The 22,932-nt window shown below is 71.5% G+C and carries 21 protein-coding genes; 13 read left to right on the top strand and 8 right to left on the bottom strand.

The window, feature by feature from the left end; translation table 11 throughout:
• Window positions 1-70: 70 nt before the first annotated feature.
• The 5 genes from OHU35_RS15340 (at window position 71) to rbsD (ending at window position 6,045) form a co-directional block, all read left to right on the top strand.
• Window positions 71-1,138 (top strand): LacI family DNA-binding transcriptional regulator, encoded by a 1,068-nt coding sequence (locus OHU35_RS15340; RefSeq protein ID WP_189723790.1) that lies wholly within the window; start codon window positions 71-73, stop codon window positions 1,136-1,138.
• Complete coding sequence (locus OHU35_RS15345) at window positions 1,135-2,655, top strand: sugar ABC transporter ATP-binding protein (RefSeq protein ID WP_405505619.1); 1,521 nt, start codon at window positions 1,135-1,137, stop codon at window positions 2,653-2,655. Before OHU35_RS15340 ends, OHU35_RS15345 begins: the two co-directional genes overlap by 4 nt.
• Entirely contained in the window at window positions 2,645-4,597 is a 1,953-nt protein-coding gene (locus tag OHU35_RS15350) for a substrate-binding domain-containing protein (RefSeq protein ID WP_405505621.1), read from the top strand. Before OHU35_RS15345 ends, OHU35_RS15350 begins: the two co-directional genes overlap by 11 nt.
• A gap of 72 nt (window positions 4,598-4,669) precedes the next feature.
• The gene (locus tag OHU35_RS15355; RefSeq protein WP_359894128.1) at window positions 4,670-5,659 is read left to right on the top strand and encodes a ribokinase; all 990 of its coding nucleotides are present in this window, start codon (window positions 4,670-4,672) and stop codon (window positions 5,657-5,659) included.
• Entirely contained in the window at window positions 5,656-6,045 is a 390-nt protein-coding gene (rbsD, locus tag OHU35_RS15360) for a D-ribose pyranase (RefSeq protein WP_405505623.1), read from the top strand. Before OHU35_RS15355 ends, rbsD begins: the two co-directional genes overlap by 4 nt.
• Window positions 6,046-6,231: 186 nt before the next feature.
• Here rbsD and OHU35_RS15365 read toward each other — a convergent pair whose 3' ends face one another.
• Both OHU35_RS15365 and OHU35_RS15370 read right to left on the bottom strand, forming a co-directional pair.
• Window positions 6,232-6,735: a GNAT family N-acetyltransferase gene (locus OHU35_RS15365; RefSeq protein ID WP_405505625.1), complete on the bottom strand. Its 504-nt coding sequence runs from the start codon at window positions 6,733-6,735 to the stop codon at window positions 6,232-6,234.
• A 61-nt stretch (window positions 6,736-6,796) separates the two neighbouring features.
• A complete protein-coding gene (locus OHU35_RS15370; protein ID WP_189723796.1) occupies window positions 6,797-7,600 on the bottom strand; it encodes a sugar phosphate isomerase/epimerase in 804 nt (267 codons plus the stop codon).
• A 166-nt stretch (window positions 7,601-7,766) separates the two neighbouring features.
• On the opposite strand from OHU35_RS15370, the gene OHU35_RS15375 reads away from it, so the two are divergent.
• A complete protein-coding gene (locus OHU35_RS15375; protein ID WP_359894123.1) occupies window positions 7,767-8,963 on the top strand; it encodes an RNA-guided endonuclease TnpB family protein in 1,197 nt (398 codons plus the stop codon).
• 78 nt (window positions 8,964-9,041) lie between these two features.
• On the opposite strand, the gene OHU35_RS15380 is transcribed toward OHU35_RS15375, so the two are convergent.
• Both OHU35_RS15380 and OHU35_RS15385 read right to left on the bottom strand, forming a co-directional pair.
• Window positions 9,042-9,974 carry a bifunctional helix-turn-helix transcriptional regulator/GNAT family N-acetyltransferase gene (locus tag OHU35_RS15380; RefSeq protein ID WP_359894122.1) on the bottom strand — a complete coding sequence of 311 codons (933 nt, stop codon included), beginning with the start codon at window positions 9,972-9,974 and terminating at the stop codon, window positions 9,042-9,044.
• Window positions 9,975-10,055: 81 nt separating this feature from the next.
• Window positions 10,056-10,658 (bottom strand): dihydrofolate reductase family protein, encoded by a 603-nt coding sequence (locus tag OHU35_RS15385; protein WP_189723799.1) that lies wholly within the window; start codon window positions 10,656-10,658, stop codon window positions 10,056-10,058.
• Window positions 10,659-10,806: 148 nt separating this feature from the next.
• Between OHU35_RS15385 and OHU35_RS15390 the strand changes: the two genes are divergently transcribed.
• Window positions 10,807-11,499 (top strand): class I SAM-dependent methyltransferase, encoded by a 693-nt coding sequence (locus tag OHU35_RS15390; protein ID WP_405505628.1) that lies wholly within the window; start codon window positions 10,807-10,809, stop codon window positions 11,497-11,499.
• Between the two features lie 112 nt (window positions 11,500-11,611).
• On the opposite strand, the gene OHU35_RS15395 is transcribed toward OHU35_RS15390, so the two are convergent.
• Window positions 11,612-12,661, bottom strand: coding sequence for a LacI family DNA-binding transcriptional regulator (locus OHU35_RS15395; RefSeq protein ID WP_189723801.1), 1,050 nt, complete (start codon window positions 12,659-12,661; stop codon window positions 11,612-11,614).
• Window positions 12,662-12,951: 290 nt separating this feature from the next.
• On the opposite strand from OHU35_RS15395, the gene OHU35_RS15400 reads away from it, so the two are divergent.
• From OHU35_RS15400 to OHU35_RS15410, 3 genes are read left to right on the top strand one after another with little or no spacing between them, the layout of a single operon-like run.
• Entirely contained in the window at window positions 12,952-14,103 is a 1,152-nt protein-coding gene (locus OHU35_RS15400) for a Gfo/Idh/MocA family oxidoreductase (RefSeq protein ID WP_359894119.1), read from the top strand.
• Complete coding sequence (locus tag OHU35_RS15405) at window positions 14,100-15,254, top strand: dihydrodipicolinate synthase family protein (RefSeq protein WP_189723803.1); 1,155 nt, start codon at window positions 14,100-14,102, stop codon at window positions 15,252-15,254. Before OHU35_RS15400 ends, OHU35_RS15405 begins: the two co-directional genes overlap by 4 nt.
• 35 nt (window positions 15,255-15,289) lie before the next feature.
• Window positions 15,290-16,087: a sugar phosphate isomerase/epimerase family protein gene (locus tag OHU35_RS15410; RefSeq protein ID WP_405509234.1), complete on the top strand. Its 798-nt coding sequence runs from the start codon at window positions 15,290-15,292 to the stop codon at window positions 16,085-16,087.
• Here OHU35_RS15410 and OHU35_RS15415 read toward each other — a convergent pair.
• Window positions 16,008-17,009 (bottom strand): EamA family transporter, encoded by a 1,002-nt coding sequence (locus OHU35_RS15415; RefSeq protein ID WP_189723804.1) that lies wholly within the window; start codon window positions 17,007-17,009, stop codon window positions 16,008-16,010. The two genes, OHU35_RS15410 and OHU35_RS15415, sit on opposite strands and share 80 nt — an antisense overlap.
• Before the next feature lie 94 nt (window positions 17,010-17,103).
• Here OHU35_RS15415 and OHU35_RS15420 point away from each other — a divergent pair, with 94 nt between their 5' ends.
• The 3 genes from OHU35_RS15420 (at window position 17,104) to OHU35_RS15430 (ending at window position 20,970) form a co-directional block, all read left to right on the top strand.
• Complete coding sequence (locus OHU35_RS15420; RefSeq protein ID WP_405505631.1) at window positions 17,104-18,021, top strand: LysR family transcriptional regulator; 918 nt, start codon at window positions 17,104-17,106, stop codon at window positions 18,019-18,021.
• Between the two features lie 332 nt (window positions 18,022-18,353).
• Window positions 18,354-20,189: a glycoside hydrolase family 3 protein gene (locus OHU35_RS15425; protein WP_405505633.1), complete on the top strand. Its 1,836-nt coding sequence runs from the start codon at window positions 18,354-18,356 to the stop codon at window positions 20,187-20,189.
• 127 nt (window positions 20,190-20,316) lie between these two features.
• Window positions 20,317-20,970, top strand: coding sequence for a hypothetical protein (locus OHU35_RS15430; RefSeq protein WP_189723807.1), 654 nt, complete (start codon window positions 20,317-20,319; stop codon window positions 20,968-20,970).
• A 25-nt stretch (window positions 20,971-20,995) separates the two neighbouring features.
• On the opposite strand, the gene OHU35_RS15435 is transcribed toward OHU35_RS15430, so the two are convergent.
• The gene (locus OHU35_RS15435) at window positions 20,996-22,438 is read right to left on the bottom strand and encodes an aminopeptidase (protein ID WP_405505635.1); all 1,443 of its coding nucleotides are present in this window, start codon (window positions 22,436-22,438) and stop codon (window positions 20,996-20,998) included.
• A gap of 98 nt (window positions 22,439-22,536) precedes the next feature.
• Window positions 22,537-22,929, bottom strand: a complete 393-nt coding sequence (locus OHU35_RS15440; protein WP_189723809.1) for a hypothetical protein — start codon at window positions 22,927-22,929, stop codon at window positions 22,537-22,539.
• Between the last annotated feature and the right edge of the window lie 3 nt (window positions 22,930-22,932).

The following is a 22,932-nucleotide window of genomic DNA, read 5'->3' on the forward strand; positions in this document are numbered from 1 at the left end:
CGATTCCATGCGTGACCCGAGTGCCCGCACGGGCGCTCCCACGACTGATCCACAAGGAGGTGGAGCGGCGGTGGCCAGCATCAAGGACGTCGCTGCCGAGGCCGGCGTCTCCGTCGCCACGGTCTCGCGCGTCCTGAACGACCACCCGTCGGTCAGCGCCGACGCACGCGCACGCGTGCTGGCCGCCGTCGGGGCCCTGGGCTACCGCCCGAACGCCGTCGCCCGCTCCCTGCGCACCGACCAGACCCACACCCTCGGCCTGGTCATCAGCGACGTCCTGAACCCCTACTTCACCGAACTGGCCCGCTCCGTCGAGGAAGAGGCCCGCGCGCTCGGCTACAGCGTCATCATCGGCAACGCCGACGAGCGGCCCGACCTCCAGGACCACCACGTACGGAACCTGCTGGACCGGCGCATCGACGGGCTGCTCGTCTCCCCCACGGACGGCGGCTCGCCGCTGATGCTGGACGCCGCGCGGGCCGGGACGCCCATGGTCTTCGTGGACCGGTGGATCCCGGGCGTGGACGTACCGGTGGTGCGGGCGGACGGCCGGACCGCCGTACGGGATCTCGTGGCGCATCTGCACGGGCTCGGGCACCGGCGGCTCGCGATCATCGCGGGACCGGCGGCGACCACGACCGGCCGGGAGCGCGTGGAGGCCTTCCGGGAGGCACTCGGCGCGTACGGCCTCGAACTCCCCGACGCCTACATAGGGCAGGGCGACTTCCAGGCCGAGAGCGGACGCCGGGTCACCGAGGGCTTCCTCGACCTGGCCGAGCCGCCCGAGGTCGTGTTCGCGGCCGACAACCTGATGGCGCTCGGCGCGCTGGACGCCGTACGCGCGCGTGGCGTGCGCGTGCCGGACGACATCGCGCTGGCCGCCTTCGACGACATCCCTTGGTTCGTGCACACCGATCCGCCGATCACGGCGATCGCCCAGCCGACCGGTGAGCTGGGGCGTGCCGCCGTGCGCGCGCTGGTCGCCCGGATCGAGGGCCGGCCCGGGGAGTCCGTCACCCTCCCCGCCCGGCTCGTCGTACGCCGCTCGTGCGGCGAGCCGTACCCGGCCTCCCCGGAGCCGGACCCTGCACAGGCCCCCGCTGTGCAGCACCCCGTTAAGAACAGGAGCCACACGTGAGCAACGCGGACGAGTTGCTGCGCATCGAGGGCATACGGAAGACCTTCCCGGGTGTGGTCGCGCTGGACGGCGTGGACTTCGACCTGCGCCGGGGCGAGGTGCATGTGCTGCTCGGTGAGAACGGCGCGGGCAAGAGCACCCTCATCAAGATGCTCTCCGGCGCCTACACGCCCGACGCCGGGCGGATCCTGGTGGGCGGCGAGGAGACGCGCATCCAGGGTGCGCAGGACTCCGAGCGGCTCGGGATCGCCACCATCTACCAGGAGTTCAACCTCGTTCCCGATCTGACGGTCGCCGAGAACATCTTCCTGGGGCGCCAGCCGCGCCGGTTCGGGATGATCGACCGCAAGCGGATGGAGACCGACGCCGAGGTGCTCCTCGCGCGCGTGGGTGTGAAGGTGTCGCCCCGCGCGCGGGTGCGCGAACTCGGTATCGCGCGCCTGCAGATGGTCGAGATCGCCAAGGCGCTCAGCCTCGACGCGCGCGTGCTGATCATGGACGAGCCGACCGCCGTGCTCACCTCCGAGGAGGTGGAGAAGCTCTTCGCGATCGTGCGCAAGCTGCGCGAGGACGGCGTCGGGATCGTCTTCATCACGCACCACCTGGAGGAGATCGCCGCCCTGGGCGACCGGGTCACGGTCATCCGGGACGGGAAGAGCGTCGGGCAGGTGCCCGCCGCCACGCCCGAGGACGAGCTCGTACGGCTCATGGTGGGGCGGTCGATCGAGCAGCAGTACCCGCGCGAGCGGCCCGAGAAGGGCGACGCGCTGCTCACCGTCGAGGGGCTGACCCGGGACGGGGTCTTCCACGACGTCGGCTTCGAGGTGCGTGCCGGTGAGGTCGTCGGCATCGCCGGGCTCGTGGGCGCCGGTCGCACCGAGGTCGTGCGGGCGGTCTTCGGGGCCGATCCGTACGACAAGGGAGCCGTGAAGGTCTCCGGGGCCGCCCTGAAGGGTCACGACGTCAGCGCCGCCATGACCGCCGGTATCGGCCTCATCCCCGAGGACCGCAAGGGCCAGGGCCTGGTGCTGGACGCGTCGGTCGAGGAGAACCTCGGCCTGGTGACGCTGCGGTCGGCCACGCGCGCGGGGCTCGTCGATCTGAAGGGCCAGCGCGAGGCCGCCGCGCGGATCGCCGAGCAGCTGGGCGTGCGGATGGCGGGTCTCGGCCAGCACGTGCGCACGCTGTCCGGCGGCAACCAGCAGAAGGTCGTCATCGGCAAGTGGCTGCTCGCCGACACCAAGGTGCTGATCCTCGACGAGCCGACGCGCGGTATCGACGTCGGCGCCAAGGTCGAGATCTACCAGCTCATCAACGAACTGACGGCGGCCGGTGCCGCCGTACTCATGATCTCCAGCGATCTGCCCGAGGTGCTCGGCATGAGCGACCGGGTGCTGGTGATGGCCCAGGGCCGGATCGCGGGCGAACTCTCCGCCGACGAGGCCACCCAGGACGCCGTGATGGCGCTCGCCGTAAGCAACCCCAGCACTGAGAAGGAGACCTCCCGTGGCCACTGACACGCTCAAGAGCACGACGGGCGCGGAAGCCGCCTCGGGAGGACTGCGCCGCCTCCTGCTCGACAACGGCGCGCTCACCGCGCTCATCGTCCTCGTCATCGCGATGTCGGCGCTGTCCGGCGACTTCCTGACGACGGACAACCTCCTGAACGTCGGCGTCCAGGCGGCCGTGACCGCCATCCTCGCCTTCGGCGTGACCTTCGTGATCGTCTCGGCGGGCATCGACCTGTCGGTCGGCTCGGTCGCCGCGCTGTCGGCCACGGTGCTCGCCTGGACCGCCACCTCGGCGGGCGTCCCCGTCGTCGTAGCCGTCCTGCTGGCCATAGCCACCGGTATCGCGTGCGGCCTGGTCAACGGCATCCTGATCTCCTACGGCAAGCTGCCGCCGTTCATCGCGACGCTGGCCATGCTGTCGGTGGCCCGCGGTCTGTCCCTCGTCATCTCCGAGGGCTCGCCGATCGCCCTGCCCGACTCGGTCTCCCACCTCGGGGACACGCTCGGCGGCTGGCTGCCGGTGCCGGTGCTCGTGATGGCCGTGATGGGGCTGATCGCGGCGTTCGTGCTCGGCCGTACCTACATCGGCCGCTCGATGTACGCGATCGGCGGCAACGAGGAGGCCGCGCGGCTGTCCGGCCTGCGCGTGAAGAAGCAGAAGCTCGCCATCTACGCCCTGTCCGGCGTCTTCGCCGCCGTCGCCGGTGTCGTCCTCGCCGCCCGGCTCTCCTCCGCGCAGCCGCAGGCCGCCGACGGCTACGAGCTGGACGCGATCGCGGCGGTCGTCATCGGCGGTGCGTCCCTGGCCGGCGGTACGGGCAAGGCGTCCGGCACGCTGATCGGCGCGCTGATCCTGGCCGTGCTGCGCAACGGGCTGAACCTGCTGAACGTGTCGGCGTTCTGGCAGCAGGTCGTCATCGGCGTCGTCATCGCGCTGGCCGTGCTGCTCGACACCGCGCGCCGCAAGGCCGGGGCGACGCCGCTCGCGGCCGGCACGGGCGGCGGCAACAAGGGCAAGCAGGCGACGACGTACGGGCTCGCGGCCGTCGTCACCGTCGCGATCGTCGGCGCCACGTCGTTCCTGCACAACGGCTCCTCCGCCACGAGCAGCCCGAAGATGGGCCTGTCGCTGTCCACCCTCAACAACCCCTTCTTCGTGCAGATCCGGGCGGGCGCCCAGGCCGAGGCGAAGAAGCTGGGCGTGGACCTGACCGTCACCGACGCGCAGAACGACGCCTCCCAGCAGGCCAACCAGCTGCAGAACTTCACCAGCTCCGGGCTCGGCGCGATCATCGTCAACCCGGTGGACTCGGACGCGGCGAGCAACTCGGTGAAGGCCGCCGACAAGGCGGACATCCCGGTCATCGCCGTGGACCGCGTCGTCAACAACGCCAAGCTGGACACGCTGGTCGCCTCCGACAACGTCGCCGGCGGTGAGCTCGCCGCCAAGTCGATCGGCGAGAAGCTCGGCGGCAACGGCAAGATCGTGATCCTCCAGGGCCAGGCGGGCACCTCCGCCGCCCGTGAGCGCGCCCAGGGCTTCGCGAACGGCCTCAAGGCCTACCCGGGCATCCAGGTGGTGGCCCAGCAGCCCGCCGACTTCGACCGCACCAAGGGCCTCGACGTCATGTCGAACCTGCTCCAGGCCCACCCGGACGTCCAGGGCGTCATCGCCGCCAACGACGAGATGGCGCTCGGCGCGATCAAGGCCCTCGGCTCCAAGGCCGGCAAGTCGGTCTCCGTGGTCGGCTTCGACGGCACGCCTGACGGACTGAAGGCGGTCGAGGGCGGCACCCTGTACGCGTCCGTGGCGCAGCAGCCGTCGCAGCTCGGGAAGATCGCCGTGGACAACGCCCTGCGGGCCCTGAAGGGCAAGAAGGTCGAGGAGACGGTGAAGGTGCCGGTGAAGGTGGTCACGAAGGAGAACGTGGCCGGCTTCAGCGGCTGACATCGGGGAACGGCCGGGCGGCGCCCCGCTCATGGGGACGCCCGGCCATGTCACTCAGTGGGGAGACAACTCATGTACGACTACGACCTCCTGGTCGTCGGGTCGGCCAACGCCGACCTCGTGATCGGTGTCGAGCGCCGGCCCGGTGCCGGCGAGACCGTGCTCGGCTCCGATCTGGCCGTCCACCCGGGCGGCAAGGGCGCGAACCAGGCGGTCGCGGCCGCCCGGCTCGGGGCCCGTACGGCTCTGCTGGCCCGGGTCGGCGACGACGCGCACGGCCGCCTGCTGCTGGAGTCGCAGCGGGAGGCCGGCGTCGACACGGTGGGTGTCCTGGTGGGCGGCGCGCCGACCGGGGTCGCTCTGATCACGGTCGACCCGTCCGGGGACAACAGCATCGTCGTCTCGCCGGGCGCCAACGGGCGGCTGGCCCCGGAGGACGTGAGCGCCGCCGGGTGCCTCTTCCAGGGCTCCCGGGTGGTGTCGGCGCAGCTGGAGATCCCGCTGGAGACGGTGGCGGCGGTCGTACGGAACCTGGCTCCGGACAGCCGGTTCGTACTGAACCCGTCGCCGCCGCGCCCCCTCCCGTCGGAGGTGCTGGCGGCCTGCGACCCACTGATCGTCAACGAGCACGAGGCGAAGGTGATCCTGGGTTCGGCGGCGGTGGGGGACAGCCCGGAGGACTGGGCCCGGATACTGCTCGCGAAGGGGCCGCGGTCGGTGGTGGTGACGCTGGGCGCGGAGGGTGCGCTGGTGGCGTCGTCGGAGGGGGTCTCCCGGGTCCCGTCCGTGAAGGTGAGCGCCGTGGACACGACCGGCGCGGGAGACGCGTTCACCGCGGCGCTGGCCACCCGGCTGGGGGCGGGCGAGTCCCTGGCGGAGGCGGCGGAGTACGCGGCCCGGGTCGGGGCGGCGACCGTGACGAAAAAGGGCGCGCAGGCGTCCTTCCCCACGGCGGCGGAGGTCGCCGCGCTGTGCAGTGCCGACCCGGGGGACAACCCCCGGACCCCCGGCCACCGGGCGGACGGCACCGGCGCATCGGGTTCGCAAGGTGGGTCCAGGTGAAGAAGGCCGGAATACTGAACCGTCACCTCGCCGGTGCGCTGGCCGAACTGGGCCACGGGGACGGGGTGCTGGTGTGCGACGCGGGCATGCCCATCCCCGACGGCCCCCGGGTGGTGGACCTGGCCTTCCGGGCCGGGGTGCCGGCGTTCGCCGAGGTGCTGGAAGGGCTGCTGGCCGAGCTGGTGGTCGAGGGGGCCACGGCGGCGACAGAGGTGCGGGAAGCGAACCCGGAGGCTTCGGCGCTCCTGGAGAGCCGCTTCCCGTCGCTGGAGTTCGTGTCGCACGAGCGGCTCAAGGAGCTGTCGGCGGGTGCGCGGCTGGTCGTCCGCACGGGCGAGGCGCGGCCGTACGCGAATGTGCTGCTGAGGTGCGGCGTCTTCTTCTGAGGTGTCGTGAAAGGTTTCGAGGGGGCCCGGTCCGTCGACCGGGCCCCCTCGGCTTTTCCCCTCCCGTCAGGAGCCCCGCGATCCCCCCAGATCTCCCCCCAGAAGTCCTGACACCATGTACGACCCACGGAGGGCGGAAAGGGTTGCACGGTCGGGTAAGAATTTCTTGCCGGTTTCTTGAGGAGATCACCGAGCCCGTCGGGTGAGCACCCGCGTGAGGCTCCCGTCGTCCTCCTCGATGTCCCTGACGTACGCGAATCCGATCCTGCCGAGGAGGTGCAGCGAGGCTGTGTTCCGTGCGTCCACGGTGGCGTGCACCTCGCTGAGCCGGAGCGTCCGGAACCCGTACCCCACGAGTGCCTCCGCCAGTTCCGTCCCGAAGCCGCCGCCCCAGGCCTCGGGAGCCAGCGCGTAGACGATCTCGTGGCCGTCCACCGCGTCGGTCCGCTTGATCTCCGCGTGCCCGACCAGCAGCCCGTCGCGCCGGACCGCCCACACGTCGAACAGCTCCCCCGCGTACACCTTGCTGAAGATCCGCCCGAACAGGGCCCGGTCCTCCGCCTCGGACTTCGGCCCGTCGCCCATCCACCGGGACACCCGGGTGTCCTGGAACAGGGCGACGAAGCGCTCTTCGTCCTCCGGGGCGTAGGGGTCCAGGAGGAGACGGGGGGTGCGGAGGGTCGGGGGCATGAAGGGGGACGCTAGTGACGTGGGGGCGGGGCGGCAACGCGGTTTCCGCCGAACCGCCCCGTCACGCCGAGTCGTTCAGCAACCTGCTCAGATGCTCGCTCCCGGCACCCAGCAGGTCCGGCAGCGGCGCCGCCGTCTCGTACCAGCGCTTCTCGTACTCCCAGCACAGCCAGCCGTCCCAGCCGTGGCGGGAGAGGACCTCGACGCATTCGGCCAGGGGGAGGACGCCCGCGCCGAGGGGCAGCGGTGTGGTGTCCTCGGCGGAGGCGATGTCCTTGACCTGGACGTAGCCGAGGTGGGGGGAGAGCGCCGCGTAGGTCTCCGAGGGCTGTTCGCCGCCCAGCCAGGTGTGCATGACGTCCCAGAGCGCGCCGACCTGGCGGTGGCCGACGAGGCCGAGGACGCGCATGGCGTCGGCGGCGGTGCGGTGCGAGTCGTGGGTTTCCAGGAGGATGCGTACGCCCAGGTCGTTCGCGTACTCGGCGGCCGTGCCCAGACGCCGGGCGGCCGTCGCGTCGGCCTCCTCGGGGGTCTGGACGTCCAGGTCGCCGCCGGGGAAGACCCGGATGTACGGGGCGCCGAGGTCGCGGGCCAGGTCGAGGAGGGTGCGGATCTCGGCCAGGACGGGTTCGTCGTCGCCCGGCGCGGCGACGCGCGCGTATCCCGCCAGGCCGAGGATCTCTACGCCCGACCCCTTGAACTCGGCCGCCACCTCGGCCCGCTGAGACGGGTCGAGGTCGGTGTGGACCTGTTCCTCCGGGTGGGTGCGCAGCTCCACGCCGTGGTAGCCGTGCGCGGTCGCGAGCCGCAGGACGTCGGGCAGGGGCATGCCGGGGACACCGAGGGTGGAGAACGCCAGCTTCATGTGATTCCTCCGTGGATACCCCCGCCTTCAGGCAGGGGAGGAAACGGACTCCTGCGGCGACAGGGCGAAGAACTGCGATTCGTCGCCAGACAGATCAACAGTGCCCCAACCCGCAGCTTTATTCATCGCACGCATTCATTACACGTATCCACGCTAGTTTGTGAGCGTGGCCACGAACCATGTGAAGCGGGCGTTCAGGTACCGCTTCTATCCGACTGATGCGCAGGCAGCCGAGCTGTCGCGCACGTTCGGGTGCGTGCGCAAGGTCTACAACCTCGCCCTGGCCGCCCGCACCGAAGCATGGACACGGCAGGTGCGGGTCAACTACAACGCCACCTCGGCCATGCTGACGGCGTGGAAGAAGACCGAGGAACTGGCATTCCTCAACGACGTCTCGTCGGTGCCGTTGCAGCAGACACTGCGGCACTTGCAGACGGCGTTCACCCACTTCTTCGCCAAGCGGGCCAAGTACCCGCGCTTCAAGTCGCGGAAAAGATCGAGGAAGTCCGCCGAGTACACCACCAGCGGTTTCCGCTTCCACGACGGCAGGCTGACCCTGGCAAAGATGGCTGACCCGCTGGACATCGTGTGGTCCCGGCGGCTTCCCGAAGGCGCCAAACCGTCCACCGTGACCGTGTCGCAGGACGCGGCGGGACGATGGTTCGTGTCCATGCTGTGTGAGGACCCCGCCATCAAGCCGCTTCCCGCCACCGATGAGGCCGTCGGGGTGGATGTCGGCCTGGACCATCTGCTGACCCTCTCCACGGGAGAGAAGGTCGCCAATCCGAGGCACGAGCGCCGTGACCGCACCCGTCTGGCCAAGGCCCAGCGGGAGCTGTCCCGCAAGGTCAGGGGAGAGGGCGCCAACCGGCGCAAAGCCCGGCGCAAGGTCGCCAAGATCCACGCCCGGATCGCCGACCGGCGCCGTGACCACCTCCACAAGCTCACCACACGTCTCGTTCGTGAGAACCAAACGATCGTGATCGAGGACCTGACCGTCCGCAACATGGTCAGGAACCGTCCCCTGGCCCGCGCCATCTCGGATGCCGCGTGGGCCGAGTTCCGAAGCCTTCTGGAGTACAAGGCCGCCTGGTACGGGCGGGAGGTGATTGCCGTAGACCGGTTCTTCCCCTCTTCCAGGCTGTGCTCCGCCTGCGGCACCCTCCAGGAGAAGATGCCACTCAACGTCCGCACCTGGACGTGCGGCTGCGGCACCACTCACGACCGCGACACCAACGCGGCGTGCAACCTTCTGGCCGCCGGGCTGGCGGTGTCGGCCTGTGGAGCCGGCGTAAGACCTCAACGGAGCACTCCGGGCGGGCAGCCGGTGACGAAGCAGGAATCCCTACGACGCAAGCCGTAGGAATCCCCCTCGTCACGAGGGGGAGGAAGTCAAGTGGACGGACCCTACCCCGGCACTCGCGCCGACGACTCCCTTTCTTCACTCGGGTGTTGCGTGAAGATCCAGTCGCCAGTCCTGGCCGTTCAGGTCCTGGCCGAAGGAGCGGTGCGGCTTCTCCGCGACCAGCACGAAGCCGTGGCGCTGGTAGATGCGGCGGGCCGCGCCGAGGATGTCGTTGGTCCACAGGACCACCTCGCGGTAGCCGACCTCGCGGGCGAAGTCGACGAGGGCTCCCACCAGCCGGTCACCGATGCCCAGGCCGCGTGCGTCCGGCTCGACGAGCAGCAGCCGGAGCCGGGCCGCCCCGGGCGCGTCGTCCCGTACGCACATCACGCACCCCACCCGCCGGCCGTCCAGCTCGGCGATCCAGGTGCGGTCCAGACGCGGGTCGTGATCCTCGCCGTAGTCCGCGACGATACGGGCGACGAGGCCCTCGTACTCGAGGTTGAAGCCGTACTCGGCGGCGTACAGCGCGGCGTTGCGCTCCACGATCCAGCCGAGGTCTCCGGGGGTGGGCTCACGCAGGACGACGTCCTCGGGACGCGGGGCACGGCCGTCGCCGAGGAGGGTCCGAACGGTCCGCAGGGCCTCGGCCAGCCGGGGCCGGTCCTCGGCCCGCACGGTGTCCAGCATCGCCCCGACCGTCTCCCGGGCCCGCTCGTCGAGCAGTGCGGCGGCCTCACGGCCGGGCGCGGTGAGCGTGATGCGGCGGCGGCGCGAATCCGTCTCGGACGGTCCGCGCGCTACCAGTCCGTCCTGCTCGAACTTGTTCAGGATGCGGGTCAGGTATCCGGCGTCCAGATGCAGCTGGGCCCGCAGGTCGGCGGCGTCCGTGCGCGGCGCGTGGGCGAGCTCGTAGAGCACGCGGGACTCGGTGAGGGTGTAGGGGGCGTACATGTGGCGGCCGTAGTCGAGCGCGCCGATGACGTTCGTGTAGAAGCGGTTGAAGGAGCGGATGTCCTGGACGGTCATGGGACACAACCCCCGGTATCGATAGTTGACTCAGTCAGAGATCCGATGGGGCCGAGCCTAGACCGTCCGGAACTCCCGGGGCTAGCCCTCCGTCGGGGCCGCCGGCCGGTACACGCACACCTGGGCGCCGGTCTTGGCGGTGGTCGTGGAGACCAGCTCCATCGGGCGCTTCGCCCCGTCCCCGGGGAAGATCGTCTTGCCGCCGCCGAGGATCACCGGCATGACGACGAGCTGGAGCTCGTCGACCAGGCCCTCGGACAGCAGCGTCCGCACCAGCGTCGGGCTGCCCATCATCGCGAGGTCGCCGCCCTCGGCCTCGCGCAGCTCCCGGATCCGGGCGACGGCCTGGTCGCCGGGGATGAGCGCGGTGTTGTTCCAGGTCAGGTCGGCCTCGCCGAGCGTGCTGGAGACGACGTACTTCTTGAGCGAGTTCATCCGATCGGCGAACGGGTCACCGGCCCGCTCGGGCCACGCTCCCGCCATCGTCTGCCACGTACGCCGCCCGAACAGCAGCGCCTCGGCTCTGCCGAGACCGGCGTCGAAGGCGCCGCCCAGCACCTCCTCGTCGAAGTACGGGTGCGACCAGCCGCCGTGCGCGAAGCCCCCGTCGGTGTCCTCCTGCGGCCCGCCGGGCGCCTGCACGACGCCGTCCAGGCTGATGAACTCGGTGATCACGATGCGCATGGGACTCACTCCGCTTTTCTCGCTCGGGCGATGACGGCACTGCAGACCGGCCTACGACGCGAAAGTCATCGGTGCCGGGCACCCGGGTGCGTCACGCTCGCGGCGAACGCCTCCGCGGGACTCGCGCGCGGGCATTGGCGTCCGGGCCATGGTGACCTCGAGGACGACGGCCGTGTACGACGAACACGTCGATTGGTACAACGAGTTCATGTCCCCGGCGGGCGGCGGCGACTGCATCCGTCGCGTCCATGCCACCCTCGGCGACCTGCTGGGCCGCGGCGACGGAGGCACCTGCCTCGACGTGTGCTGCGGCACCGGCGCCCACGCGCCGACCGTCGCCGCCCTGGGCTGGAGCCCTGTAGGCGTCGACCTCTCCCGCAACCAGCTGCGCCACGCCGCCCACCGCCTGCCCGTTGCCGTCGCCGACGCGACCGCACTACCCCTGGCCGACCGCTCGGTGCCCGCAGCGGTATGCGTCCTGGCCGGCACGGACGTGCCCGACTACGCCGCCGTCCTCCGCGAGATCGCCCGCGTTCTCGCCCCCGGCGGCCGCTTCGTCCATCTCGGGGTGCACCCGTGCTTCGTCGGCGCCTTCGCCGACCGCAGGGACGCGTCCAGGACGGTGATCGACGCGGGTTACGCCGACCGGTCCCGCACCTTCGCCTCCTGGAACACCACCGGCGTACGCGCCCGCCTCGGCGCCTGGCACGTCCCGCTGTCCGACCTGCTCAACGGCGCGATGACAGCGGGCCTGCGCATCGAACGGACGGTGGAGGCGGGGCCGGACGGGGTGCCGGACCTGTTCGGATTCACAGCGACTGCCAGCCCGTCCGGCGACTGACACAGATCAGCCACACCCAGCCCGTCCGGCGATTGAGGACGAGGCCGTTCAGGCCGAAGCGGGGGCCTGGGGGCGGCAGCCCCCAGCAGGGCCCGGGCAGCAACGCCCAGCACTAGGAAACCCGCGGCACCCCGGAGGACCCCCGCACCATCAACTCCCCCCGCACCGAAGCGATCCCCCCGGGCGGCGCCTCCTCCCGCCCCATGGCGATCCGCCCGGCCCGCGCCCCGGCCTCCCCCAACGGCAACCGCACCGTCGTGAGCGAAGGCACCGCGTCGATGCTGAACGGCAGATCGTCGAACCCGGCCACCGACACGTCCTCCGGGATCCGCAGCCCGGAGTCGCGCAGCGCCGCGCACGCCCCCAGCGCGACGGAGTCGTTCGCGGCGACGACGGCCGTCAGCGACGGGTCACGCCGCAGCAGCTCCAGCGTCGCCTCGTAGCCGGACCTGCGGTCGTAGCGCCCGTGCACCGTCCACCGAGGGTCCTCCTCGATCCCGTGCACGGCCAGCGCGGCCCGGTGCCCCTCCAGCCGGTGCCGGGTGGTGGTCCGCTCCTCGGGGCCCGCGATGTAGCCGAGCCGCCGGTGCCCGAGACCGATCAGGTGCTCGGTCAGTTCCTGCCCGCCCCCGCGGTTGTCGAAGGTCAGCGCGATCGCCCCGGTCTCCGGCGCCGGCGGCCGCCCGCACAGCACCACCCGCGTCCCCGCCTCCGTGAGCTTGCGCACCTTGGTGTCCATCGCCGTCTTGTGCGCCGTGTCCTCGATCGCCCCACCGGTCAGCACCACGGCCGCCGCACGCTGCCGCTGCAACAGCGTGAGATACGTCAGCTCCCGCTCCGGGGAACCGCCCGTGTTGCAGACCACCGCGAGTCTCTCCCCGCCCGCACGGCCGCCCGGGCCACCGATCTCCGCCTGGATCGCGCTCGCCATGATCCCGAAGAACGGGTCGGCGATGTCGTTCACCAGGATCCCGACCAGGTCGGAGGTGGCGGCGGCCAGGGCGCTCGCGGGCCCGTTGAGCACATAGTCCAGCTCGTCCACGGCCTTCAGCACCCGCTCGCGGGTTGAGGCGGCAACGGGATAGTTCCCGTTCAGCACGCGCGACACCGTCGCGGGCGAGACCTGCGCGCGGGCCGCCACGTCCGCCAGGGTCACCGTCATCTCGTCGTCCTCCGGTCGCGCATCTCGTCGTCGCCCTCGTACACACCCGGAGCCATGACTACGGTTCCGAGCAGGCCAACAGCCCCGGCCTCACCGAATCCATGGCCAAGGTTCCGACCAGACCTTAAGCCCCCGACCCCTGGTTGTTCGCCCCCTCGAACAACTCGTCCTGGTCACGGTCTTGTCCGGACCACGGTTCAGAGGCTAGCTTCTCCGTATGTAGAAAGCGCTTGCTGCAACGCTCACCAGTGGGCGTACGCGGCGCGACGACCGCGTACGAAGGGAACGACGTGACACGCAAGACGGTGCGTATCGCCATGAACGGCGTGACCGGGCGCATGGGCTACCGCCAGCACCTGGTCCGCTCCATCCTGGCCCTGCGCGAGCAGGGCGGCCTCGACCTCGGCGACGGCACCGTGCTGTGGCCCGAGCCGATCCTGGTCGGCCGCCGTGAGCACGCGCTGAGGGCGCTGGCGGAGCGGCACGGGCTGGAGCACGTCTCGACCGATCTGGACGCGGTCCTCGCCGACGAGACCGTGGACATCTACTTCGACTCCCAGGTCACCTCCGCCCGCGAGGAGGCTCTGAAGAAGGCGATCGCGGCCGGCAAGCACATCTACACCGAGAAGCCGACCGCCACCGGCCTCGCCGGCGCCCTGGACCTGGCCCGGCTGGCGGACGAGGCCGGCATCAAGCACGGCGTCGTCCAGGACAAGCTCTTCCTCCCGGGCCTGCTCAAGCTCAAGCGCCTCATCGACGGCGGCTTCTTCGGCCGCATCCTCTCCATCCGCGGCGAGTTCGGCTACTGGGTCTTCGAGGGCGACTGGCAGGACGCCCAGCGCCCGTCCTGGAACTACCGTGCCGAGGACGGCGGCGGCATCGTCGTCGACATGTTCCCGCACTGGGAGTACGTGCTGCACGAGCTGTTCGGCCGCGTGAAGTCCGTCCAGGCCCTCACCGCCACCCACATCCCGCAGCGCTGGGACGAGAACGGCAAGCCGTACGACGCCACCGCCGACGACGCCGCCTACGGCGTCTTCGAGCTGGAGGGCGGCGCGATCGCCCAGATCAACTCCTCCTGGGCCGTCCGCGTCAACCGCGACGAGCTGGTGGAGTTCCAGGTGGACGGCACGGAGGGCTCGGCCGTGGCCGGTCTGCGCAACTGCCGCGTCCAGCACCGCTCCGCCACCCCCAAGCCGGTCTGGAACCCGGACATCCCCGCCACGGAGGTCTTCCGCGACCAGTGGCAGGAGGTCCCGGACAACGCCGAGTTCGACAACGGCTTCAAGGCCCAGTGGGAGCTGTTCCTGCGGCACGTGTACGCCGACGCGCCCTACCACTGGGACCTGCTGGCCGGTGCCCGCGGTGTCCAGCTCGCCGAGCTGGGTCTCGCGTCCTCGGCCGAGGGCCGTCGTATCGACGTACCGGAGATCTCGCTGTGACCATCCAGCTTCCGGACGCGAGCGGGTCCTTGAGGGCGTACGAGCCCCGCCAGGAACCGCTCGCCCTCACCACCGGTTCCCCGTTCACCTCCCGCACGGTCTTCTCGGCGGCGCACGTCGTCGCCGACCCGTTCGCGGACGGGTCCCCCGACTCGCCCGCCGCGGTCGACTGGGACGCCACCCTCGCCTTCCGACGCCATCTGTGGTCGCACGGGCTGGGTGTCGCCGAGGCCATGGACACCGCGCAGCGCGGCATGGGCCTGGACTGGGCGGGCGCGGCGGAACTGATCCGCCGGTCGGCGGCCGAGGCCAAGTCGGTGGGCGGTCACATCGCTTGCGGCGTGGGCACCGACCAGCTCACCGGCCCGGCGTCCCTGGCCGAGGTCCGCGCGGCCTACGAGGAGCAGCTCGCGGTCGTGGAGCAGTCCGGCGCCCAGGCCATCCTGATGGCGTCCCGGGCGCTCGCGGCGGCCGCCTCCGGCCCCGGGGACTACCTCGAGGTCTACGGCCAGCTGCTCCGCCAGTCCGCCGAGCCGGTCGTCCTGCACTGGCTCGGCCCGATGTTCGACCCGGCGCTGGAGGGCTACTGGGGGTCCTCCGACCTGGACGCGGCGACGGACACCTTCCTCGAGGTGATCTCGGCCCACCCCGACAAGGTCGACGGCATCAAGGTCTCCCTGCTGGACGCCCAGCGCGAGGTCGACCTGCGCCGCCGGCTCCCCGACGGGGTCCGCTGCTACACCGGCGACGACTTCAACTACCCCGAGCTGATCGCGGGCGACGAGCAGGGCTTCAGCCACGCCCTGCTCGGCATCTTCGACCCGCTGGGCCCGCTGGCGGCGGAGGCGGTCCGGGTGCTCGACACCGGGGACGTCGCGGGATTCCGCGCGCTCCTCGACCCGACGGTCGAGCTCTCCCGCCACCTCTTCCAGACCCCGACCCGCTTCTACAAGACGGGCGTGGTGTTCCTGGCCTGGCTGGCGGGCCACCAGTCGCACTTCACGATGGTCGGCGGCCTGCAGTCGGCCCGTTCGCTCCCGCACTTCGCGAAGGCGTACGAACTCGCCGACGGCCTCGGTCTGTTCCCCGACCCGAAGCTGGCCGAGGAGCGGATGAAGACACTGCTGAGCGTGTACGGGGTGAACCAGTGAGCGCCGCCGGGTTGGAACGCTTCTCCATCAACCAGATGACGGTGAAGCAGCTGTCGATGCCAGAACTGGTCGATTCCTGTGCCCAGTTGGGCATCGGCAATGTCGGCCTGTGGCGCGAGCCGGTCGAGTCGTACGGTCTGGAGGCCACGGCGAAGCTGGTCCGTGACGCGGGCCTGACGGTGACAACGTTGTGCCGGGGCGGCTTCTTCACGGCGATCGACCCGCGGGAGCGGGCGGAGGCCCTGGCCGACAACCGCCGCGCGATCGACGAGGCGGCGACGCTCGGCACGGACACGCTGGTCCTGGTCTCGGGCGGCCTCCCGGCCGGCTCGAGGGATCTGCACGGCGCCCGTGAACGCATCGCGGACGCGTTGGCGGAGCTGGGGCCGTACGCCGAGGAACATGGCGTCCGCCTGGCCATCGAGCCGCTCCACCCGATGTACGCCTCCGACCGCTGCGTGGTGTCGACGCTGGCCCAGGCCCTGGACCTGGCCGAACGGTTCCCGGCCCAGCAGGTCGGGGTCACCGTCGACACGTACCACATCTGGTGGGACGACACGGCCCCCGCGCAGATCGCCCGCGCGGGCGCGTCCGGCCGCATCCACACCTTCCAGCTCGCCGACTGGACGACTCCCCTCCCGGAGGGCGTGCTGACCGGCCGGGGCCAGATCGGCGACGGCGCGATCGACATGCGGGAGTGGCAGCGGTACGTGGAGGCGGCCGGGTACACCGGCGCCATCGAAGTGGAGCTGTTCAACGACGGCCTGTGGGCACGCGACGGCCGCGAGGTGCTGGCCGAGACGGCGGCGAGGTTCGTCGAGCACACCTTGTGATCCAGCCCTGAACCGCGCTCACGCTGCCCCGTCCGGATGTTCCGGGCGGGGCAGTGGCCGTGTGCGGTCGCCGGGGGAAACCGGACGTCAGCGCCACCCCGCCCACCAGCAGCGCGGCGGCGCACCACCGCAGCGGGCTCACCGGCTCCCCCAGGAACAGCGCCGCCGACGACATCCCGAAGACCGGGACCAGGAGGGAGAAGGGGGCCACCGTGGAGGCGGGGTGGTGGCGCAGGAGCAGGCCCCACACGCCGAAGCCGAAGACGGTCGTGATCCAGGCGACGTAGACGACCGTGCCCGCGCCCTGCCAGTCCATCGCGCGCAGTGCCGCCAGGTCACGGGACGGGCCCTCCACGAGGAGGGAGAGGGCCAGCAGGGGCAGGACCGGGACGGTGCTCACCCAGACCATGAAGTTCAGGGCGTCGCGGGGTGCCGCCTTGCGGGTGAGGACGTTCGAGGCGCCCCAGCAGGCCGCCGCCGCGACGACCAGCGCGAAGGCGCCGAGCGGGCCCGAGGCGCCCTCGTCCACGGCCGCCACGGCGATCCCGGCCAGGGCGATCAGCATGCCCAGCAGCCGGGTGCGGGAGGGCCGTTCGCCGAGAGTGAGGGCGGCGATGACCGCCGTGAAGACGGCCTGTATCTGCAGGACCAGGGACGACAGACCGGCCGGCATCCCGGCGTCCATGCCGACGAACAGCAGGCCGAACTTCGCCACGCCCAGGACCAGGCCGACCGCCACGATCCACTTCCACGCCACCTTCGGGCGGCCCACGAAGAACACCGCGGGCAGGGCCGCCGCGAGGAAGCGCAGGGCCGAGAAGAGCAGGGGCGGGAAGTGGTCCAGGCCGATCTCGATGACCGTGAAGTTGACGCCCCAGACGGCGGCGACCAGCACGGCGAGGGCGAGGTGTGAGGGGCGCATGCCGTGAGCATCGCTTCCGGCGACCATGAAGCACCAGCGATGATTGCTGCAGAGTTGGATGAAGCATCGCTGAATCATGGAAGTGGGGAGTCCCATGCTCGACCTCCAGCGGCTGCGCGCCCTGCACGCCGTCTCCGTGCACGGCACGGTCGGGGCCGCCGCCGTCGCGCTCGGGTACACGCCCTCCGCTGTGTCCCAGCAGATCGCCAAGCTGGAGCGGGAGACGCGGACCGTGCTGATGGAGCGGGAGGGCCGGGGTGTGCGGCTCACCGACGAGGCCCGTCAACTGGCGGCGACCGCGAAGGAGTTGCTGGCCATCGTGGAGCGGGCGGAGACCGACCTGGAGGAGCGGCGGGGGCTGCCTGCCGGGCGGCTGACCGTCGCCGCGTTCGCGTCGGCGGCGCGCGGGCTGCTGCCGGGCGTGCTGGCCGAGCTGGGCCGCAGGCATCCGGCCCTGGACGCCCGGCTCACGGAGGTCGACCCGCATCTGTCGGTCGACCTCGTGGCGAAGGGAGCCGTGGACCTCGCCGTGGCGCACGACTGGGACATCGCGCCGCTGCCCGCCCCGCCGGGCGTGGAACAGGCGGTCATCGGGGACGACCTGTGCGATCTGCTCGTGCCGGAGGGTCATCCCTTCGCCGGGCGCACGGCCGTACGGCGGGAGGAGCTGGGCGGTGAGCGGTGGATCTGCCAGCCGCCGGGGCGGGTCTGCCACGACTGGCTGCTGCGGACGCTGCGCACGGCCGGGCACGAGCCGGACATCGTCCACCGGGCCGAGGAGAATCCGACGCTCGTCGCCCTCGTCGCGGCCGGTCTCGGTGTCGCGCTGATCCCGCGGCTGGGGCGCGGGGCGCTGCCCGCCGGGGTGGTGGAGGTGCCTCTCGACCCCATGCCGGTGCGGCGGCTGTACGCGCTGTGGCGGACGGGGGCGGCGCGGCGTCCGGCCATCGCGGAGACCGTGCGGGTGCTGGGCGAGCAGTGGCCGAAAGTGTCGGCTCACACGCCCCGCTGAAGCACCGGTTCACCCTGAGTACCGACTTCCGGAAATCCGGCCCGCCCCGGGAACCCGGTCCGGATCCGGCCCGTCCAATGCGCAGGCCTCCGGAGAGTCACCACGGTGCGGTGTCGGCCCTCGCTGCTGGCTGCGATCGCTGACCACCCTCTCCGCCGTACCGCGGCCGGCGGCCCCACCGCCATCGGCGCGTCCCCCTCCAACCGCGCCGGTGGCGGCCCTCACGCGGTTACTGTGCATTCCCTTGACTGGCAGAAACTTCCCGGTTATTGGTGACCTCTTGGAAGTTTCCTTCAGCGGATCCGAACGGATCACCTCCGGAAGGAGCGCACGTGCACGACACCGGCACGGGAAGCACGGGAAGCACCGCACAGCCCTCCAGACGCACCGTTCTCGCCGCCACGGCCGGCGTCACCGCCGCCCTCGCGGCCGCCGGGCCCTCGTACGCCTCCGACGCCCCGGACGACAGGCGGCTGCGGGCGCTCATCTCGCGGATGACGCTGGAGGAGAAGGTCGGCCAGCTCTTCGTGATGCGGGTCTACGGCCACTCCGCCACCGCCCCCGACCAGGCCGACATCGACGCCAACCTCAAGGAGATCGGGGTCCGTACGGCCGCCGAGCTGGTCGCGAAGTACCGGGTCGGCGGCATCATCTACTTCGCCTGGGCGCACAACACCCGCGAGCCGCACCAGATCGCCGACCTCTCCAACGGCATCCAGCGGGCCTCCCTGGAGCTGCCGCGCGGGCTGCCCGTGCTCATCTCCACCGACCAGGAGCACGGCATCGTCGCCCGGGTGGGCGAGCCCGCCACGCTCTTCCCGGGCGCCATGGCCGTCGGCGCGGGCGGGTCGCGGTCCGATGCGCGCACCCTCGGCCGGATCGCGGGCGCCGAGTTGCGGGCGATGGGCATCCGGCAGGACTACTCCCCCGTGGCCGACGTGAACGTCAACCCGGCCAACCCGGTCATCGGCGTACGGTCCTTCGGTGCCGACCCGCGGGCCGTGGCCGCCCTGGTGGCCGCCGAGGTCGCCGGGTACCAGGGCTCCGGGGTCGCCGCGACCGCCAAGCACTTCCCCGGGCACGGGGACACCAACGTCGACAGCCACACCGGCTTCCCCACCATCACGCACAGCCGGGAGCTGTGGGAGAAGCTGGACGCACCGCCGTTCCGGGCGGCGATCGCCGCGGGCATCGACTCGATCATGACCGCCCATCTGATGGTCCCGGCCCTCGACGACTCCGGCGACCCGGCGACCCTCTCCCGCCCCATCCTCACCGGCATCCTGCGCGAGCGGCTCGGCTACGACGGGGTCGTGGTCACCGACTCCCTCGGCATGGAGGGCGTACGGACCAAGTACGGCGACGCCCGGGTGCCGGTGCTCGCGCTGAAGGCCGGCGTGGACCAGCTGCTCAACCCGCCGCATCTGGACCTGGCCTGGAACGCCGTCCTGACAGCCGTGCGTGAGGGCGAGCTGACGGAGGCTCGGCTCGACGAATCGATCCTGCGGTTGCTGCGGCTGAAGGCGAAGCTCGGGCTGTTCCGTTCGCCGTACGTCAGCCAGGGCGGCGTCGACCGGACCGTCGGCATCCGCACGCACCTGAAGGCGGCCGACCGGATCGCCGAGCGGACGACCACGCTGCTCGTCAACGAGGGCCGGCTGCTGCCGCTGTCCCGGCGCCGCCACCCCAGGGTGCTCGTGGTCGGAGCCGATCCGGCCTCGCCGTCGGGGACGACCGGACCGCCCACGGGAGTGCTCGCCGGCGCGCTCTCGGAACTGGGCTTCACCGCCACCGCCCTGCCGACCGGCACCGCCCCCTCTGCGGCGACCATCGCGAAGGCGGTCGCGGCCGCCCGGGACGCGGACGCCGTGGTGGCGGCCACGTACAACGTCACGGCCGGCAGCAGCCAGAAGACGCTGGTCGAGCAGCTCGTGGCGACCGGGAGGCCGGTCGTGGCGGTCGCCATCCGCAATCCCTACGACGTGGCCCAGCTGCCGTCCGCCCCGGCCTGCCTGGCCGCCTACTCCTGGACGGACGTCGAACTGCGGGCCGCCGCACGGGTGATCGCGGGCCGGGTGAAGCCACGCGGGAAACTGCCGGTCGCCGTGCAGCGGGCGGATGATCCGGATCAGGTGCTGTACCCGGTCGGGCACGGTCTGTCGTACTAGACGTACGCCACGGACCGGGCGCACCACCCCCAACGTGCGCAAACCGCCCCATATGCCTGGCGTGACCCGCGATCGCGGGTCACGCTGGGTCAGGGCCCCGGGGCCCTGAGCACTCAGGGGGACGGCAATGCGCAAGAGGAGTTCGGCGGGGGTGATGCGCGGGCTGCTCATGCTGGTCGCGCTGCTGGCCGGGTGTCAGAGCCCGTCGGCGGGCGTGGCGGAGGACGGCCGGCTGGGCGAGCCGGCGACGGGGACGAGTACCGCGGCCTCACCGTCGGCGACCCGGCCGTCCGGATACGGGGCGGTGTTCCTCGCGGTCGACGAGTGCAGTTCGTTCGGTACGACGAGCTTCACCGAGGTGCCGTGCGCCGGTGAGCGGGCGGCGGCGCGCGTCGCGGCGCGGCACGACGGCGCGGTGCGTGACGGACCGCGCTGCCCGGCGACCACGGACTTCGTGCTGCACATCAGCGAGCAGCGGCCCGCGTCCGACGAGGACGGCGACGGAGCGGTGCCGCGGGGCTACGCCTGTATGCGCAACCTCCAGCCGCCGCACCCCGGCGACCCGGGCGGCGGGGGCGGGCCGCGCACCGTCGTCGGCGACTGCGTCTACAGCTCCGGCGACGGGCAGGTCCGCGAGACCGCGTGCGACGGGAAGGGCGAGCGGAAGCCGGAGTACCGGGTGACCCGGGCGGTCGCCGGACGGGCCGACTGCCCCGGCCCGACCGCGCTGTACGTCCGGCTCGGCGGCGATCGGCCCGTGGGGTGTGCCCGGCCGCTGTGAGCGACGGCCGGGCACACCTCCCGCGTTACGGCCGCAGCGTCATCTCCCGCTGCGTGTCCCGCTTGTCGAGCTTGGCGTCGAACTTCGCCAGCGGCTTCGCCGCCTGCGGGTCGGCCTGCACCGCGCCGGAGGCGACGCCCGCCCAGTCGAGGATGCGGGCGGTGGCGAGGGCCTTCTGCTCGGGCACGAGGCCCGCGACGTTGGCCCCGTGGTTCATGCCCGGAGCGGTCATGACGTAGGAGTCCTTCGCGCCCTTGCCGACGTGGAACGGCTCCGCGCCCCACGGGTCGTTCTGGCCGTAGACGAAGAGCATCTGACGGGCGTTGTGCCGGACCCAGGTGTCGACGTCCCGCATCGCCCCCGGCTGGAACTTCATGGGGATGTCACGCGGGACGAAGTTGCGCGGCGGCTGGTAGCCGTAGCGGATGTACTTCTTCTCGATGTGCGGGAACTGGATCGTCGGCGCGCCGAGCTGCGTCCCGGCCTGGTAGTAGTACGGCGTGTAGGTCGCCAGGCCCTGGTCGGCGTAGGCGGAGAAGCCGGAGATCGTGTCGACGGAGGTCCAGATGTCGTCGTCGGTGGCGTTCTTGGCGTCGGCCGGGATCTGGTCGCAGTCCTTCAGCAGGCTGTACTGCCAGTAGCCCCACACGTAGTCGAGGACGGTCGCCTCGTAGGCCTTGTCCAGGCTGCCGATGGTCTCGAAGGTGAGGCCCTCCTCCTTCGCGTAGGCCGCGTACTTCTTCTCCAGCGGCTCGCGGCGGACCAGTGCCTCGCGCTGCACGGCGTTCAGCCGGTCGCGGCACTCCTTGGTGCCGACACGTGCGAAGAAGCGGTCGTAGGCCGCGTCCTGCTTGTTCACGACGTCGTTGGGGGCGACGTAGGCGACGACGCCGTCCATGTCGCGCGGGTAGAAGCGCTCGTAGTACGTGGCGGTCATGCCGCCCTTCGAACCGCCCGTGGAGAGCCAGTTCTTGCCGTAGACGCTCTTCAGGGCCGTGAAGACGCGGTGCTGGTCGCTGGCCGCCTGCCAGATGTCCAGCTTGGACCAGTTCGCCGGGTCGGGGCGGGACGGGGTGAAGAAGCGGTACTCCAGGGAGACCTGGTTGCCGTCCACGATCTGGGTGGGCTCGCTGCGGCGGGGCGTGGTGGAGACGTTGTAGCCGCTGGTGAAGAAGACCGTCGGGCGGGAGATGTCCTTGTGCAGCACGGTGATGCGCTGCTGGAACGTGCCCTTGGACGGCTTCCGGTGGTCGACCGGCTGGGTGTAGTTCAGGACGAAGAAGCGGTAGCCGGTGTACGGCTTCTCCTCGACCAGGCTCATGCCCGGTACGGAGAGCAGCCTCTCCTTGATGTCAGTGGTGCTGCCGGTGCCGGTGGCCTCCGGCTCGGCGGCGGTGGCCGCTGACGCCGTGCCCACTGTGCCTATGAGCACCGTGAGCGCCAGCAGCCATCTGAGCGCCTTGCGCATGCGCACTCCCCTGTGAGACAGATGTGCGCCGGAAGCTAGCGGACCAACTCACCGGAGCACCAGGGGACATAGGGAAAACCCTGTGCGCGGACGGGGAATCAGCACAGGATCCAGCCGGTGCTGACGGACTTGGGGCCGACCCTGCCCTTGAGCCAGACACAGCGGCGCCCGGCGTGCACGGTGACCGGGCCGGCGAGGTACGAGTACCGTCCCTCGTCGACGACCGGCCGGTTCCCGCGCGCCTGCACGCTCACCGACATCTTCCGCTTCACGCCGGGCTTCTTGGCCACGGTCACGGCGCAGACGTAGCCGCCGCGCTTGTAGACGTAGACGGTCCCGGTGGAGAACGGCAGGGCCCGGACCTTGCGGCCGGGACAGGACGCGGTGGTGGCGGCCTGCGCCTCGCCCGGCGCCGCCACGGCGAGCAAGCCGGAGGCGGTCAGCACGGCCAGGCCGAGCGCGAGCCGCCGGCGTATCGCTCCACTGTCCACTGT

The organism is Streptomyces purpurascens, assembly GCF_045040895.1.
Taxonomy (GTDB): Bacteria; Actinomycetota; Actinomycetes; order Streptomycetales; family Streptomycetaceae; genus Streptomyces; species Streptomyces purpurascens.

What these genes read in the sequence shown, in the direction of transcription:
- OHU35_RS15390 (WP_405505628.1), top strand. Translation starts at nt 10,807, where the DNA reads ATGGTGACCTCGAGGACGACGGCCGTGTACGACGAACACGTCGATTGG.
- OHU35_RS15420 (WP_405505631.1), top strand. Translation starts at nt 17,104, where the DNA reads ATGCTCGACCTCCAGCGGCTGCGCGCCCTGCACGCCGTCTCCGTGCAC.
- OHU35_RS15395 (WP_189723801.1), bottom strand. Translation starts at nt 12,661, where the DNA reads ATGACGGTGACCCTGGCGGACGTGGCGGCCCGCGCGCAGGTCTCGCCC.
- OHU35_RS15355 (WP_359894128.1), top strand. Translation starts at nt 4,670, where the DNA reads ATGTACGACTACGACCTCCTGGTCGTCGGGTCGGCCAACGCCGACCTC.
- OHU35_RS15430 (WP_189723807.1), top strand. Translation starts at nt 20,317, where the DNA reads ATGCGCAAGAGGAGTTCGGCGGGGGTGATGCGCGGGCTGCTCATGCTG.
- OHU35_RS15415 (WP_189723804.1), bottom strand. Translation starts at nt 17,009, where the DNA reads ATGCGCCCCTCACACCTCGCCCTCGCCGTGCTGGTCGCCGCCGTCTGG.
- OHU35_RS15435 (WP_405505635.1), bottom strand. Translation starts at nt 22,438, where the DNA reads ATGCGCAAGGCGCTCAGATGGCTGCTGGCGCTCACGGTGCTCATAGGC.
- OHU35_RS15370 (WP_189723796.1), bottom strand. Translation starts at nt 7,600, where the DNA reads ATGAAGCTGGCGTTCTCCACCCTCGGTGTCCCCGGCATGCCCCTGCCC.
- OHU35_RS15365 (WP_405505625.1), bottom strand. Translation starts at nt 6,735, where the DNA reads ATGCCCCCGACCCTCCGCACCCCCCGTCTCCTCCTGGACCCCTACGCC.
- OHU35_RS15410 (WP_405509234.1), top strand. Translation starts at nt 15,290, where the DNA reads ATGACGGTGAAGCAGCTGTCGATGCCAGAACTGGTCGATTCCTGTGCC.
- OHU35_RS15380 (WP_359894122.1), bottom strand. Translation starts at nt 9,974, where the DNA reads ATGACCGTCCAGGACATCCGCTCCTTCAACCGCTTCTACACGAACGTC.
- OHU35_RS15385 (WP_189723799.1), bottom strand. Translation starts at nt 10,658, where the DNA reads ATGCGCATCGTGATCACCGAGTTCATCAGCCTGGACGGCGTCGTGCAG.